Source organism: Micromonospora lupini (genome assembly GCF_026342015.1).
Taxonomy (GTDB): domain Bacteria; phylum Actinomycetota; class Actinomycetes; order Mycobacteriales; family Micromonosporaceae; genus Micromonospora; species Micromonospora lupini_B.
The window spans coordinates 325,303-338,953 of the sequence record NZ_JAPENL010000002.1; the positions used below are offsets into that span (position 1 = coordinate 325,303).

A 13,651-nucleotide genomic window follows, 5' to 3' on the forward strand; every position below is an offset into this window, starting at 1 on the left:
GACACGAGGAGGTCAGCATGGCGAAGAAGTCCCGCAAGAAGAAGGCTCGTAAGAAGAGCGCCGCGAACCACGGCAAGCGTCCCAACTCCTGAACGCGCCGACGGGCCAACGGCCCGTCACCGGTCAGCTGGACCCGGCGGAGGCCGGGTACGCCTGTGGCCCGGGTCGACGATCGACCCGGGCCACAGGTGTTTCACGATTTCGGTACGCCGACGCTCAGTCGGCAAGCTCGCGGGAGTCGCTGGTCTCGAAGACCACCAACTCGGTGAGCTTGACCCGCAGCCGCTCACGCAGCTGATCGGGTGCGGTCTCGTTACCGCAGCAACGGGCCACAAGCGCCCGCACCTCCTGCTCGAGTCCGTACTCGCGCAGGCACGGCCCGCACTCGTCGAGGTGGTGCCGGATCAGCGAGCGCCGCTCGTCGGCGCACTCGAGATCCAGGTAGAGGTAGACCTCCGCGAGCACCTCGCGGCAGTCCGTCTCGTGCGGCTTTCCACAGCTCACGTCACACCTCCCGGCCGGCAGCGGCAGCGGTCGAGCCCTTCGCGGACCGGGCCGGGCTGAAGCCACGCTCCGCGGCGTACTGCTCGAGCAGCTTGCGCAGATTACGACGGCCGCGGTGCAGACGCGACATCACGGTGCCGATCGGCGTGCCCATGATGTCGGCGACCTCCTTGTAGGAGAAGCCCTCCACGTCGGTCAGGTAGACGGCCAGGCGGAACTCCTCAGGCAACTGCTGGAGGGCCTCCTTGACGTCGCTGTCCGGCAGCCGGTCGAGCGCCTCTGTCTCGGCCGAGCGCAGACCGCTTGAGGTGTGCGACTCGGCCTCGGCGAGCTGCCAGTCGGTGATCTCCTCCGTGGGCGCCTGGATCGGTTGGCGCTGCCGCTTGCGGTAGGAGTTGATGTAGGTGTTGGTCAGGATCCGGTAGAGCCAGGCCTTCAGGTTCGTGCCCTGCTCGAACTGGTGAAAGGCCGCGTACGCCTTCAGGTAGGTCTCCTGGACCAGGTCTTCGGCATCCGCCGGGTTGCGCGTCATGCGCAGCCCAGCAGCGTAGAGCTGATCGACGAATGGCATCGCGTCCCGCTCGAACCGGGCCCTGCGCTCGTCCGTCTTCTCGGTGGTCAACCGCACATCCCCTCGCGTCGGATGCTTTCCCGCCGAGGATACGCGCACGGACCTGCCCACAGATTCACTTCCGGCTGGTGTGCCCGTGCTCACCGCACCCACCCCGCCCGGTCCCGCTGTCACGGGCCAGTCCGGACCATCCAACAGCTGTCGCAGCTGCCGGGCGTCCCGCTCGTCCCGTTCCAGGCTTCGTGTCTCGGTCGGCACCGGTCACCCCCCTCGCAGAAAAGTCGTCCGGGGTTAGTAACGCGAGATGACCGGTGAGGCATTCCGCCCGGCTCTCCCGTTCCTGGTCCCGGCCCCGGTGGCGCCGGCGCTGGGACCAGGAAGGGCCTGGGAGGACTGGTGCCGTCCGTCCGATTCGGGCCGGCGGCACCATCGGATGCAACGACCCGCGACCGGCAGCGGAAACGGTCGGGAGGCTCAGTCGGCCACCCAGCGGTGCCGGCGCAGCCAGTCCCCCACCACGTCCGCCGTGCCGGCCGGGTCCCGCCGTAGGTCGTGCGTCTCGCCCGGCCGGGTCACGACCTGCACGGTCGGCCCGGACGCGGGCACGCCGAACGGGTCCCGGTCACCGTTGACCACAAGCGTCGGCAGGCCGGTGGCCAGCTCGGCGGCCCGGGAGCGTTCCGGCCGGCCGGGCGGGTGCAGCGGAAAGGCCAGCGCGACGACACCGGCCGCGCCCACTGCGCGGGCCGTCCGGCAGGCCACCCGCGCGCCGCTGGAACGACCACCGACAAGCACGGTGGTCACCTCGCCGTGGCGGGCGCGCAGCGCGGCGAGCACCGCCGTCCACGCCTCGTCGAGGTGCCCGGCGGGGGCCGGCGCGCGACGGCCGGCGACCCGGTAGGGCTGGGTCACCCGAATCACCGCCAGGCCGGCCGCGACCGCCGTGTCCCGTACCGCGAGCAGGTCGGGCGCGTCCACGCTGCCGCCCGCCCCGTGCCCGAGCACCAGCAGGGCGGCAGCCGACCGGGCCGGCAGGTCGGTGTCGATCCGCGCCGGGCCGCGGGGGGTGTCGATGTCTTCGCTGGGCAGCACCGACCCATTCTGCGCCGACCTGGCCGGTCACCGGGACGGGTTCGCCCCCGGCGGTCAGCTCAGCGGCACCAGGGTGAGCAGGCGGTCGCGTACCGGCGGCCCGGCGTCGTCGGCCGCGTCCGGATCGGGCTCGACCTCGCCGCGCCAGGCGACAAGCATCGCCCGCCTCTCGCGGGGTGTGGTCGCCCCCCACACGCCGTGGCAGTCACCGACCTCCAGCGCCCACGCCAGGCAGGAACCCTGCACGTCACAACTGCGGCACAGCGCGACGGCGGCGTCCGCCGGCTCGTTCGGCGCCGGAAAGAACGTCTCCGGATCGACGCTCTGGCACGTCCCTCTGGTGCGCCACGCGTCGTCCTCTCGGCGTTCTCGCAAGGCCCGCAGCAGCCGCGGATCTCTCCGTGCCGCAGCCACCTCGTGCGGGCGGGGCATACGCGCCCGTGTCATTCCACCCACCTCCCCCGTGGGACCGGCAAGATCGGTGGACGTCGTCCGCCCCGTGCGAATCGACAGCCACTACCGGCGCTGTGTTGTATCGCACTTCCCGACACCGGGACAAGGGGCTACGGAGAACATGGCTGAACGGCCAGGCGACGAATCGAGCAGAACCCTGGCAAATCGGTGCCCGACGATGCCTGTCATTTTCAGAACAGGGTCAGCTCCGGTGGGGCCGGCAGCGGCGGAACGGACACCCGGGCGGTCAACTCCGGGCCGTCGTTGCGGACGTCACCCACCGCCGGCCCGACCGGGCGGATCTCCAACCCGGCCAGGCGGTCGGGCGACGCGGGCGCGAGCAGGCGTTCGGGCTCGTCGCACGGCCCCAGCCAGGACGACCACCGATCGGGCGGCAGCAGCACCGGCATCCGGTCGTGCACCTCGGCCAGCTCGCCGAGCGCAGCGGTGGTCAGCACGCTGAAGGTGAGCCGGCTCTCGGCGGCGGACTCCCACACCGACCAGATGCCGGCCAGGGCGAGCACCGAGCCGTCGGCCGGGGTCATGAAGTACGCCTGCCGGCCGCCGTCGGGCTGGCGGACCCACTCGTACCAGCCGTCGGCCGGGACCAGGCAGCGGCGGCGGGCGAACGCCCCGGCGTACGCCCGGCTGGTGGCCACCGTCTCGGCCCGCGCGTTGATCATGCGGGCCGCGCCGGCGGCGGACCGGGACCAGTGCGGCAGAAACCCCCAGCGGGCGACGCACAGGCTGCGGTGCCCCTCCGCGGTGAGCCGGATCAGCGGCACGCGATCGGTGGGCGCGACGTTGTGATCCGGTCGGATCGGGCCGTCGGTGTCGTCGGACGACTCGAACAGCGCGCTCAACTCGCCGGAGCCACGGGTCGTCGCGTACCTGCCGCACATGCGCTCACGCTAACTCGTCGGGGGCCCGGCCTGCTGTCCCGCCAACCGGGAGTACGACCGCCGGTCCGCGTCACCCACCGGCGGACACGGCAGAATGTAACCGTGGGGAATCTGACCGCGACCCGGCCGCCGCAGCCGTGGACCGCACCTACCGCATCCGACCCGGTGACGGCGACACTGCGCCTGCCCGGTTCCAAGTCGATGACCGCCCGCGCCCTGGTGCTCAGCGCCGTGGCCGCCGGGCCGTCGACGCTCGCCGAGCCGCTGCGCGCCCGCGACACCGAGCTGATGGCAGCCGGCCTGCGGGCGATGGGTACGCACGTCTCGATCAGCGACGACGAGCGTTGGCTGGTCCGGCCGCACCCGCTGGTCGGCCCGGCGCACGTGGACGTCGGGCTGGCCGGCACCGTGATGCGGTTCGTGCCACCGGTGGCGGGCCTGGCCGACGGGCAGGTCACCTTCGACGGTGACCCGTACGCCCGTACCCGCCCGCTCGGCCCGCTGGTCGGCGCGCTGCGCTCGCTCGGCGTCCGGATCGACGTCACAGGCACGGGCAGCCTGCCGCTGACCGTGCGCGGCACCGGTGGGGTCACCGGCGGTGAGGTGGTGATCGACGCGTCCGTGTCCAGCCAGTTCGTCTCCGCGTTGCTGCTGGCCGCCCCACGCTTCGACCGGGGCGTCGTGGTCCGCCACGTCGGCCCGCCGGTGCCCTCCGCGCCGCACCTGCGGATGACCGTGCAGATGCTGCGGGCCGCCGGCGCCGCTGTCGACGACACCACTCCCGACGTGTGGACCGTCGAGCCCGGCCCGCTCACCGGGCGCGGCTGGGAGATCGAGCCCGACCTCTCCGGCGCCGTGCCGTTCTTCGCCGCCGCCCTCGTCACCGGCGGCGAGGTCACCCTCACGGGTTGGCCGCACAGCAGCGCCCAGCCGCTCGAACAGCTCCGCTCGCTGCTGCAGCGGATGGGCGGCGAGGTCACCCTCACCACCGCCGGGCTGACCGTGCGGGGCACCGGGGTGGTGCACGGCCTGACCGCCGACCTGTCCGACGTCAGCGAGCTGACCCCCGTGCTGACCGCGCTGGCCATGCTTGCCGACTCACCGTCGGTCCTCACCGGCGTCGCGCACATCCGCGGCCACGAGACCGACCGACTGGGCGCGCTGGCGCGGGAGTTCGCCGCCCTCGGGGCCGACATCACGGAGACGCCGGACGGGCTGGAGATCAGGCCCCGGCCGCTGCGCGGCGGGACGTTCGGCACCTACCACGATCACCGGATGGCGCACGCCGCCGCGGTTGTCGGGCTCGCCGTGCCGGGCATCGAGGTGGACGACGTGGGGTGTACCTCCAAGACCATGCCCGAGTTCCCGGCACTATGGTCAGCGATGGTGACCGGAAAGTGCGCGTCCGGAAACCCCGCCGCGGCCGCTGCGGGGTTTCCGGACGCTCACTGAGCTGAGGCGAGAAGAGGACAGGTCCTGGCGACCAGACGGCGGGAGTACGACGAGGACGACGTACGGGTCCGGCCCGGAAAGTCCTCGCGTCCGCGTACGCGCACCCGACCCCAGCACAGCGACGCGGTGGACGGCTTCGTCATCGCGGTCGACCGGGGGCGCTACCAGTGCGTGCTGGCCGGCGCCGAACGTGGCGTGGTGGGGGCCGAGCTGCCCACGGTGACCGCGATGCGGGCCCGGGAGCTGGGCCGCAAGTCGGTGGTCGTGGGTGACCGGGTCAGCCTCGTCGGGGACACCTCCGGCGCCGAGGGCGCGCTCGCCCGCATCGTCCGGATCGCCGAGCGCCGCTCGGTGCTGCGCCGCACCGCCGACGACGACGAGACCACCGCCGAGGGTCGGCTGGAACGGGTGGTGGTGGCGAACGCCGACCAGTTGGTGATCGTCAGCGCGTTGGCCGACCCACCCCCGCGCACCGGGTTCATCGACCGTTGCCTGGTGGCCGCGTACGACGCGGACGTCGAGCCGCTGCTCTGCCTCACCAAGGCCGATCTGGCCGGGCCGGAGGAGGTGCTCGGCTACTACACCGAGCTGGAGCTGCCGTACGTGCTCAACCGCCCCGACTCCGACCTGCGGGCCCTCCGCGCGCTGCTCAGCGGCAAGGTGTCGGTGATGGTCGGGCACTCCGGGGTGGGCAAGTCGACGCTCGTCAACCGCCTCGTCCCGGACGCGCTGCGCGCGGTCGGCGTGGTCAGCGCGATCGGTCGCGGCCGGCACACCTCGACGAGCGCGGTGGCGTTGCGGCTGCCGCCGGTGCCCGGGGTCGACACCGATCCGGGCTGGATCATCGACACGCCGGGCATCCGCAGCTTCGGGTTGGCGCACGTCTCCGCCGACAGCCTGCTGCACGGCTTCCCGGACCTGGTGGAGGGCACCGTCGACTGCCCGCCCAACTGCCCGCACACGGCCGACGAGGCCGACTGCGGGCTGGACGCCTGGGTGGCCGCCGGCAAGGCCGACCCGCGCCGGCTGGCGTCGTACCGCCGGTTGCTCGCCTCCCGGGCCGGCGACGGCGACGCGCGCGGCGACAGCGACAGGCGCGGGCCCGGCGAGGGTGACAGGCGCGGGCCCGACGAGTGACCCGGCGGGCGTCGGCTAGGTTGCCGGCATGACCGGGTACGCCGACGACCTCGCCCTCGCCCACCTGCTCGCCGATCGGGCCGACGCCATCGCCCTGGACCGGTTTCGGGCGCTCGATCTGCGGGTGGAGACGAAGCCCGACCTGACGCCGGTCTCCGACGCCGACACCGCAGTGGAGCGGGAGATCCGGGCGCTGCTGGCCGAGCACCGGCCCGCCGACGGACTGCTCGGTGAGGAGTACGGCGCGCAGCCGTCCGCCGATCCGAACGGCCGTCGGTGGATCATCGACCCGATCGACGGCACCAAGAACTTCGTCCGTGGCGTGCCGGTGTGGGCCAGCCTGATCGCGCTGTACGACGGCGACCGGCCGGCGGTCGGCGTGGTGTCGGCGCCGGCGTTGGGTCGGCGCTGGTGGGCGAGCGCGGGCGCGGGCGCGTACGCCGGGCCGGGTCCGGCCGCGGGCGACCGGATCGGGGTCTCGGCGGTGCGTCGGGTCGCCGACGCGAGCGTCTGCTACTCGTCGCTGACCGGGTGGGAGGCCGCCGGGCGACTCGACGCGCTGCTCGACCTGTTGCGCGCCGGTTGGCGCAGCCGGGCGTACGGCGACTTCTACGGCTACATGCTGCTGGCCGAGGGCGCACTCGACGTGATGGCCGAGCCGGAGTTGTCGCTGTGGGACGTGGCGGCGCTGGTACCGATCATCACGGAGGCGGGTGGCACGATCACGGATCTGGAGGGTCGACAGTCCCCGACCGGCGAGCCGGGCACCGAGAGCAGCGTGGTGGCCACCAACTGTGTGCTGCACGCCGACATCCTCGCCCGGCTGAATCGGCCAGCCGAGCGCTGACCCCCGGCAACCTCTATCCTCGCCAGGTGGTCTCCTCCGGCTGGTGCTTCCTCGCGGCGATGATCGTCGCGTACGGCTTCGCCAACCTGCTCCAGTCGGTGGCTGCGGCACGCACCACAGTCCACCACACGTTCGATCCGGGTCTGCTGCTGCGACTGGCCGGGCACCGGACGTACCTGGTGGGGTTGAGCTGCCAGATCGGCGGTTTCGTGCTCGCCTTCCTGGCCCGGCGGGACCTGCCCCTGTTCCTGGTGCAGGCGAGCGTGGCGGCCGGGCTCGGGGTGACCGCCATCATCGGCGTGCTGGTGCTCAAGTGGCGGTTGCCGATGGCGGAGGTGGCCCTGCTGGCGCTGCTCTTCGCCGGGATCACCGCCCTGGTGCTGGCCGCCCGGCCGGCGCCGTCGAAACAGCTCGGCACCGCCGGCTCGGTGGCCCTGCTGGTGGCGCTCGGGGTGATCGCGGTGCTCGGCGTCTTCACCGTCCGACTGCACGGAGCGCCCGGGTCGGTGGCCCTGGGCTCACTGGCCGGGCTGGCGTTCTCCTCGGCCGCGGTCGCGGCCCGGCCGCTGGCCTCCGCGCCGTCGGCCGAGGCGTTCCTCGCCGACCCGCTGTTCTACCTGCTGATCGCCCACTCGGTCGTCGGCCAACTGCTCCTCGGCCTGGCCATGCAGCGCGGCTCGACGACCGCGGCGGTCGCCGCCATGGACGCCGCCGGCGCGGTGCCGGCGGCAATCGTCGGTCTGCTGCTGCTCAACGACAAGATCTGGCCGGGGCGGGAGTGGCTGGCCGCCACCGGTTTCCTGGTCACCCTCGCCGCCGTGATCGGCCTGACCCGCTACGCCCAGCCGCAGCAGCACCGCTCGGTGGCACACCGCCGGGATCGGGCCATGGTCGGCGCCGGCCGGTCCCTCTGACCGGCCGGCGCATCCGATTGCACGCCGCTCACGCCTCGACGGGCTTGCGGCGGCTCACCACCCGCTCGTAGAGGCGCTCCAGCGCCCCGGCGGTCCGTTCCCAGGTGTAGCTGCTGCGGACGCGGTCCACGGCGGCGTGACCGTAGGCGAACCGGCCGGCGTTGTCGCCGAGCAGTCGGCGCAGGGAGACCCCGAGCGCCCGCACGTCCCCGGGAGGCACGAGCCGGCCGGTGACCTCGTCGACCACGGCGTCCGCCAGGCCGCCCATCGCGTAGCCGACCACTGGCACGCCGCAGGCCATCGCCTCCAGCGAGACCCGCCCGGCCGAGGAGTAGTGCGGGGTGCAGGCCACCACGTCGGCGGACCGGTACCAGGTCGCCATCTGGTCGTGCGGAACCGCCCCGACCAGGCGCACCTGGTCGGCCACCCCGGCGCGCTCGGCCAGCTCACGGAGGCGACGCGCCTCCGCGTGGTTGGCCAGCTCACCGGCGGCTGGGCCACCGGCGATCACCAGCTCGGCGTCGCCGACCAGCCGCATGGCCCGGATCAGGTCGTCCTGGCCGTGCCCCGGGGACAGTCCACCGACGGAGAGGATGCGGGCCCGCTGTTCGCGCGGCGCCGCCTCGCCGTCCGGGTGGAACTGCGCGATGTCCACCCCGGCGGGCACCATCGCCACCGAGGTGCGTTGCAGACCCATCCGGGTCAGCTCGTCCACCTCGTCGTTGCACTGGGCGACGGCGATGTCCACAGCCCTGGTCAGCGCGCGCTCCAGCGGGATCCGCTCTCCCGGGCCGTCGTAGTTGCCGCCCAGGTGGCGCAACTGCTCCACCCCGAGCGAGTGGAAGGTCTGCACGACCGGGATGTCGGTCTCCCGGACTGCGTGCGCCGCCGCCAGGCCACCGATCCAGTAGTGCCCGTGCACCACCTCGGGACGCCAGGCGCCGCTCCACTCGTCGGTCAGCCAGCGTCCGAACTCGGTGACGTGCGGTATCAGACCGGCGGTGGGCAGGGCGGTCGCCGGGCCGACGGGCACCCGGTGCACCCGGTAGCCGTCGACCTCCGCCGTCGCCGGCAGCCCCGGGTCGTCCCGGCGCTCGTAGATGCGGACATCGTGGCCTCTGCCAACCAGCTCGGCGGCGACCCGCGCGATGTGTTGTTGGGTGCCGACCGGCGGGCCGTCGGCGTGCCGGTACGAACTGGTGTGCGCGCAGACGAGGCCGACGCGCATGGGTCACCTCCCTGCGATCTTTTCCTCGGCGGTCCCGGTCAGAGCGTCCCATTAACCTGGGGACCCGGAGCCGAAACCTGGCAGATCGGGAACAGTCACCGCAGGTGCCACCGACACTTGCGCCACGGCAATCACACGAGCCCCGTTCCGGTGCCGGTAGGGACGCTTCCCGATGATCCTCCGGCCGCTGGTGGTATGACCGGGCCCGACCGGGGGTACCGCTCAGGAATGCCGCTGACCCGCACCCTCGACGATTCGACCGTGGTGATCACCGGCGCGTCCAGCGGGATCGGCACGGCCACCGCGTACGCGCTGGCCCGCCGGGGCGCCGCAGTGGTGCTCGCCGCCCGCAGCGAGCCCGCGCTGCGACAGGTCGCGCAGCGCTGCCGAGAGCTGGGCGGGCGGGCGTTGGCCGTCCCGACGGACGTGACCGATCTGGAGTCCGTACAGCAGTTGGCCGACCGCGCGGTGGGCGAGTTCGGGCGCATCGACGCCTGGGTCAACAACGCAGCGGTGAGCGCGGTGGGTCTGTTCGACGAGATCCCGGTCGCCGAGTTCCGACGCGTGTTGGAGGTCAACCTGCTGGGCACGGTGCACGGGATCAAGGCCGCGCTGCCGTACCTCGGCGCGGCCGGCGGCGGCGTGCTTGTCAACAACGCCTCGGTGCTGGCCGAGGTGGCGATGCCGTACCAGTCGGCGTACAACGCCGCCAAGCACGGCATCCGCGGGCTGTCCGACACCGTCCGGCAGGAGCTGCGAGTCACCGGTCGGGGGCAGATCTCCGTCTGCACAGTGCTGCCGGCAACCATCGACACGCCCTTCTTCCGGCACGCGGCCAACCACAGCGGTCGGGAACTGGTGCCACCCCCGCCGGTCTACCCGCCGGAGGTGGTCGCCGAGACGATCGTGCGGTTGCTGCGCCGGCCGCGCCGCGAGGCGTACGCCGGTGGCGCCGCCCGGCTGGTCGGCCTCCAGTGGCGGTTGGCGCCGGCTCTGATGGAGCGCACCCTCGGCTGGTACGTCCACCGCACCCAGTTCGGTCCGGGCGCGCGGCTGGACAGCACCGGAAACGTGTTCCACGCCGATGGGCAGGCCGACCGCAGCGGGGGTTGGCACGGCCGGCGGCGTCAGCTGGTGCGGATGACAGCCGCGTTCGGGCTCGCGGCGGCCGGCACCGCCGTCGGCACCATGGCCATGAACCGCCGATCCCGATCGGATCGCTGATGACAGGCGTCGACCGACCGGACGCGCCGTTGGTCCGCGGCCCACACCCCGAGGCGACCATCGGAGTGGACGAGCGCTGTCGGGTGGAGGTCGACGAGTCGTCCCCGGTCGTCCGGTTGACTGGTGTGCTCGACGCCGAGGAGGCGGGCCGGGTCCACGACGTGTTGCTCGCACGGCTCAGCGACAGGCCCGGCCCGGTGGTCGCCGACGTGACCGGGCTGCTGGTCACCGACCCGGCCGGGCGGAACGTCTTCGCCGAGGTCCGCCGGGAGATCGCCGACTGGCCCGCCGCGGACCTGCTGCTCTGCGACCCGGCGGTCTCCGGGCCCGGTCGCCCCGATGCGGTCCTGGCGGGTGTGCCGGCCTGGCCCACCCTGGACGCCGCGCTGGCCGCGGTCGTCGCGGCCCCGCTGGCGGCGGTCCTGACCGCCGAGCTGCCGCCGACCGTGGAGTCCGCCCGGCAGGCCCGCGAGCTGGTCGCCACCGGTTGTGCGCGCTGGGGCATGCCGACCCTTACCGAGCCGGCGCAGATCGCGGTCACCGAGATGGTCAACAACGTGGTCACGCACGCCCGGACGCTCATGGACGTCCGGTTGGCGCCGCAGGGCGACACCCTGCACCTGGCGGTCCGTGACCACTCGTCGCGCCGGCCCACGTTCGCCGGCCTGTCCCCGCCCAACCGCGTGGGGGGCCGGGGCCTGCTGCTGATCGACACCGTGGCCCGCCGGTGGGGCACCAGCATGGTGCCGGACGGCAAGGTCGTCTGGTGCGTGCTGCACCCGGACGACGAGGCAGCGCACGACTGACGGGCCTCCCGCGCCCGGTGTCCGGTTCGCTGGGGTATGACCGGCGGCGCTCCGGTTACGGCGGGAGGGCAGCGGGTAGTGATCAGACATGCGCGACAACGAGTACCCGACCCCCGTGTCCGACACCGAGGCGGAGGGGCTGCCCGACACCGCCGACGACGACTCGACCGCCAACGACGACGTGCTCACCGGGCGCGAGGCGGACGGCCCGGAGCCGGCCCAACTGCCCGGCGACCGGACGCCGGTGGCGGTGGACCGCTTCGGGACGACCGCCGAGGAGCAACTCGACGGGGAGTCGTTGGACTACAAGCTCGACCGGGAGGTCTACGAGCGTCCGGCGGACGATCCGCTGGCCGGGACGATCGACCCGAAGATCGCCTTCGAGGCGGACAATCTGGAGGCCGCGGCGGAGGCCCAGCTGGACGCCGACGTGATGGACCCGGGCCCCACCTCGGATCCGAACTCGCCGGTCTCCCTCTACGACCACGGTCAGCTCGGCACGCCCGCCGACCACACGGTGGGCCGGCTGGTGGAGCCGGACGAGGGGGCGCACACCGACCAGGAGACCGACTCCGTGGCGTACGACGCCGGGTCGGCGGGCGGCGGGGCGACCGCGGAGGAGCTGGCCATCCACGAGACCGAGCCGCCGCGCTCGGTCTGAGCCGATCAGTCGTCCAGGCCACGCTCGATCGCGTAACGGGTCAATTCGACCCGGTTGTGCAGTTGCAGCTTACCCAGCGTGTTCTGCACGTGGTTCTGCACGGTGCGGTGGGACAGGCCGAGTCGCTGCGCGATCTGCTTGTACGACATCCCCTTGGCCACCAGGCGCAGCACCTCCGTCTCCCGGTCGGTGAGGCGGGGCATTTCCGGCTCCGCGTTCCCGGTCGTGCCCTGCCCCGGCCCGGTGGCCAGCCGCCGGTACTCCCCCAGCACCAACCCCGCCAGGCCGGGCGTGAAGACCGGGTCACCGGCGGCGGTGCGGCGTACGGCGTCGAGGAACGCGGCGGGCGCCGTCGACTTCACCAGGTAGCCGGTGGCGCCCGCCTTGACCGCGTCGAGCACGCTCTGCTCCTCGCCGCTGGCGCTGAGCATCAGCACCCGGACGTCGGGCAGCGCGGCGCGTAGCCCGACGACCACCTCGACACCGGAGATGTCCGGTAGTTGCAGGTCGAGGACTACCACGTCGGGTCGGGCGGCGGCGGCGACCCGGATCGCCTGCCGCCCCTCGCCACTTGTCGCCACCACCAGGAAGCCGGCCTCGGCCAGGTCGCGGGCCACGCCCTCGCGCCACATCGGATGGTCGTCGACGACCATCACCCGCACGGCAGTCACCGCGGTCTCCTCGGCACGGTCAGCTCTACCTCGGTGCCCGCATCGGAGGTCGACAGGATCCGGACCGTACCCCCGAGGTCGGCCACCCGACCGCAGATCGACTGGGCCACGCCGAGCCGTCCCTGCGCGGCGGCCTCGACAAGCCTGCCGTCCGGGATGCCCGGCCCCTCGTCACGGATCGACACGGTCACGGTCTCCCCCTCATCCTCGATCAACACCCAGGCCCGCCCGCCGGCGTGGTGGCCCACGTTGTCCAGGGCCGCACCGGCGGCCGCCGCCAACTCGCCGGCCACCTGCCGCGGCAGGGTGACAGGGGTGGCGGGGGCCGAGAGCGACACCGCCGCCGAGGCGTACCGGCCGAGCAGGCCCCGCAGGTCCACCGCGTCCGTACCGGCGGCAGCGGCAGGTGCGGTGCCCGCGATGAGGGCCCGCAGAGCGGCCTCCTGCTCACCGGCGAGCCGGGCCAGTTCGCCTGCCTCGCCGGGCAGGTGCGCGCCGCGCCGCTGCACGAGCGCCAGCACCTGGAGCACCGAGTCGTGGATGTCGCGTGCCAGTCGCTCCCGCTCGCGGGTGGCCGCCTCCAGTTCCACGGCGTGTTGCAGGCGTTCCTCGGCGGCCACGGCGAGCCGCGCCACGTGCCCGACCACCACCCCGGCGAGCAGCAGCAGGATCACCCCGGTGAACGAGGTCTGGCTGATCCGTTCCCGGATGGCCAGGTCCGCGCCGGCGACCAGCAGCCCGGCCACCGTGCCCCGCCGCCGGCCGCCGGAGACGGCCCAGGCCAGCACCGGGCCGGCCATCCAGGCAGCCCCGAGGGTGGATACGCCGTGCCCGAGCGCCTCCCGCCCGACCAACCAGGGGGTGGACAGCACGATGGCGAGCACCAACCCGAGGTCGGCAAGCAGCAGCGGCCAGCGGCGCCAGGCGGGCCGGGCGTACCCGACGGCTGTCGCCCCGGTCCACACGATCATCGTCAGGATCAGGGCGCCGACGGCGAACGGGTGGGCGTACCTGTCGGCGTCGCGCACGGCGAGTGCGCAGACGTACACGAGGGAGGCCACCCGGAACACCGTGAGCGCCCGCCAGAGCGGCACCTCGAAACCACCCGGCGGCGACGGCATGGCGGTCAGGATGCCACAGCCGTGCCTGCGGCGCGGGGCCACGGAGTGCGCCTCAAGGAACCCTGACG

At 73.4% G+C, this 13,651-nt stretch carries 16 protein-coding genes; 8 read left to right on the plus strand and 8 right to left on the minus strand.

What is annotated here, in order from left to right; all coding sequences use genetic code 11:
- Window positions 1-17 precede the first annotated feature (17 nt).
- A complete protein-coding gene (locus OOJ91_RS34610; protein ID WP_369814844.1) occupies window positions 18-92 on the plus strand; it encodes a 50S ribosomal protein bL37 in 75 nt (24 codons plus the stop codon).
- 124 nt (window positions 93-216) lie between these two features.
- Here the strand turns inward: OOJ91_RS34610 and rsrA are convergent, their stop codons facing one another.
- The 5 genes from rsrA to OOJ91_RS16315 all read right to left on the minus strand — a co-directional run bounded on the left by rsrA (window position 217) and on the right by OOJ91_RS16315 (window position 3,522).
- Complete coding sequence (gene rsrA, locus OOJ91_RS16295) at window positions 217-504, minus strand: mycothiol system anti-sigma-R factor (protein WP_007464731.1); 288 nt, start codon at window positions 502-504, stop codon at window positions 217-219.
- Window position 505: 1 nt separating this feature from the next.
- Window positions 506-1,333, minus strand: a complete 828-nt coding sequence (locus OOJ91_RS16300) for a sigma-70 family RNA polymerase sigma factor (protein WP_323178488.1) — start codon at window positions 1,331-1,333, stop codon at window positions 506-508.
- A 216-nt stretch (window positions 1,334-1,549) separates the two neighbouring features.
- Complete coding sequence (locus tag OOJ91_RS16305) at window positions 1,550-2,167, minus strand: alpha/beta hydrolase family protein (protein ID WP_266245883.1); 618 nt, start codon at window positions 2,165-2,167, stop codon at window positions 1,550-1,552.
- 54 nt (window positions 2,168-2,221) lie between these two features.
- Window positions 2,222-2,614 (minus strand): WhiB family transcriptional regulator, encoded by a 393-nt coding sequence (locus OOJ91_RS16310; protein WP_266245885.1) that lies wholly within the window; start codon window positions 2,612-2,614, stop codon window positions 2,222-2,224.
- Window positions 2,615-2,811: 197 nt separating this feature from the next.
- On the minus strand, window positions 2,812-3,522 hold the full coding sequence (locus OOJ91_RS16315) for an SOS response-associated peptidase (RefSeq protein ID WP_266245886.1): 711 nt from the start codon (window positions 3,520-3,522) through the stop codon (window positions 2,812-2,814).
- Between the two features lie 102 nt (window positions 3,523-3,624).
- On the opposite strand from OOJ91_RS16315, the gene aroA reads away from it, so the two are divergent.
- From aroA to OOJ91_RS16335, 4 genes are all read left to right on the plus strand, one after another.
- Window positions 3,625-4,974, plus strand: a complete 1,350-nt coding sequence (gene aroA / locus OOJ91_RS16320; RefSeq protein ID WP_266245888.1) for a 3-phosphoshikimate 1-carboxyvinyltransferase — start codon at window positions 3,625-3,627, stop codon at window positions 4,972-4,974.
- Window positions 4,975-5,100: 126 nt separating this feature from the next.
- Window positions 5,101-6,111 carry a ribosome small subunit-dependent GTPase A gene (gene rsgA, locus OOJ91_RS16325; RefSeq protein ID WP_266245890.1) on the plus strand — a complete coding sequence of 337 codons (1,011 nt, stop codon included), beginning with the start codon at window positions 5,101-5,103 and terminating at the stop codon, window positions 6,109-6,111.
- A gap of 28 nt (window positions 6,112-6,139) precedes the next feature.
- Window positions 6,140-6,958: a histidinol-phosphatase gene (gene hisN / locus OOJ91_RS16330; protein WP_266245892.1), complete on the plus strand. Its 819-nt coding sequence runs from the start codon at window positions 6,140-6,142 to the stop codon at window positions 6,956-6,958.
- 59 nt (window positions 6,959-7,017) lie between these two features.
- Complete coding sequence (locus OOJ91_RS16335) at window positions 7,018-7,872, plus strand: hypothetical protein (protein ID WP_439117115.1); 855 nt, start codon at window positions 7,018-7,020, stop codon at window positions 7,870-7,872.
- 28 nt (window positions 7,873-7,900) lie between these two features.
- Here OOJ91_RS16335 and OOJ91_RS16340 read toward each other — a convergent pair whose 3' ends face one another.
- Window positions 7,901-9,100, minus strand: a complete 1,200-nt coding sequence (locus tag OOJ91_RS16340; RefSeq protein ID WP_266245895.1) for a glycosyltransferase — start codon at window positions 9,098-9,100, stop codon at window positions 7,901-7,903.
- A 228-nt stretch (window positions 9,101-9,328) separates the two neighbouring features.
- Here OOJ91_RS16340 and OOJ91_RS16345 point away from each other — a divergent pair, with 228 nt between their 5' ends.
- The 3 genes from OOJ91_RS16345 to OOJ91_RS16355 all read left to right on the plus strand — a co-directional run bounded on the left by OOJ91_RS16345 (window position 9,329) and on the right by OOJ91_RS16355 (window position 11,791).
- Complete coding sequence (locus OOJ91_RS16345; RefSeq protein WP_266245896.1) at window positions 9,329-10,324, plus strand: SDR family oxidoreductase; 996 nt, start codon at window positions 9,329-9,331, stop codon at window positions 10,322-10,324.
- A complete protein-coding gene (locus tag OOJ91_RS16350) occupies window positions 10,324-11,130 on the plus strand; it encodes an ATP-binding protein (RefSeq protein ID WP_266245897.1) in 807 nt (268 codons plus the stop codon). The genes OOJ91_RS16345 and OOJ91_RS16350 overlap by 1 nt, the downstream gene beginning before the upstream one ends.
- Window positions 11,131-11,218: 88 nt before the next feature.
- The gene (locus OOJ91_RS16355) at window positions 11,219-11,791 is read left to right on the plus strand and encodes a DUF5709 domain-containing protein (protein ID WP_266245898.1); all 573 of its coding nucleotides are present in this window, start codon (window positions 11,219-11,221) and stop codon (window positions 11,789-11,791) included.
- A gap of 5 nt (window positions 11,792-11,796) precedes the next feature.
- Here OOJ91_RS16355 and OOJ91_RS16360 read toward each other — a convergent pair whose 3' ends face one another.
- Both OOJ91_RS16360 and macS read right to left on the minus strand, forming a co-directional pair.
- Window positions 11,797-12,444: a response regulator gene (locus OOJ91_RS16360; protein WP_266249734.1), complete on the minus strand. Its 648-nt coding sequence runs from the start codon at window positions 12,442-12,444 to the stop codon at window positions 11,797-11,799.
- Between the two features lie 14 nt (window positions 12,445-12,458).
- The gene (macS, locus tag OOJ91_RS16365) at window positions 12,459-13,583 is read right to left on the minus strand and encodes a MacS family sensor histidine kinase (RefSeq protein ID WP_266245899.1); all 1,125 of its coding nucleotides are present in this window, start codon (window positions 13,581-13,583) and stop codon (window positions 12,459-12,461) included.
- Between the last annotated feature and the right edge of the window lie 68 nt (window positions 13,584-13,651).

Bases quoted from the DNA above. Each gene is read 5' to 3' on its own strand.
- OOJ91_RS16355 (WP_266245898.1), top strand. From the start codon at position 11,219: ATGCGCGACAACGAGTACCCGACCCCCGTGTCCGACACCGAGGCGGAG.
- OOJ91_RS16335 (WP_439117115.1), top strand. From the start codon at position 7,018: ATGATCGTCGCGTACGGCTTCGCCAACCTGCTCCAGTCGGTGGCTGCG.
- OOJ91_RS16310 (WP_266245885.1), bottom strand. From the start codon at position 2,614: ATGACACGGGCGCGTATGCCCCGCCCGCACGAGGTGGCTGCGGCACGG.
- OOJ91_RS16360 (WP_266249734.1), bottom strand. From the start codon at position 12,444: ATGGTCGTCGACGACCATCCGATGTGGCGCGAGGGCGTGGCCCGCGAC.
- macS (WP_266245899.1), bottom strand. From the start codon at position 13,583: ATGCCGTCGCCGCCGGGTGGTTTCGAGGTGCCGCTCTGGCGGGCGCTC.
- OOJ91_RS16350 (WP_266245897.1), top strand. From the start codon at position 10,324: ATGACAGGCGTCGACCGACCGGACGCGCCGTTGGTCCGCGGCCCACAC.
- OOJ91_RS16315 (WP_266245886.1), bottom strand. From the start codon at position 3,522: ATGTGCGGCAGGTACGCGACGACCCGTGGCTCCGGCGAGTTGAGCGCG.
- OOJ91_RS16345 (WP_266245896.1), top strand. From the start codon at position 9,329: ATGCCGCTGACCCGCACCCTCGACGATTCGACCGTGGTGATCACCGGC.
- OOJ91_RS16340 (WP_266245895.1), bottom strand. From the start codon at position 9,100: ATGCGCGTCGGCCTCGTCTGCGCGCACACCAGTTCGTACCGGCACGCC.
- hisN (WP_266245892.1), top strand. From the start codon at position 6,140: ATGACCGGGTACGCCGACGACCTCGCCCTCGCCCACCTGCTCGCCGAT.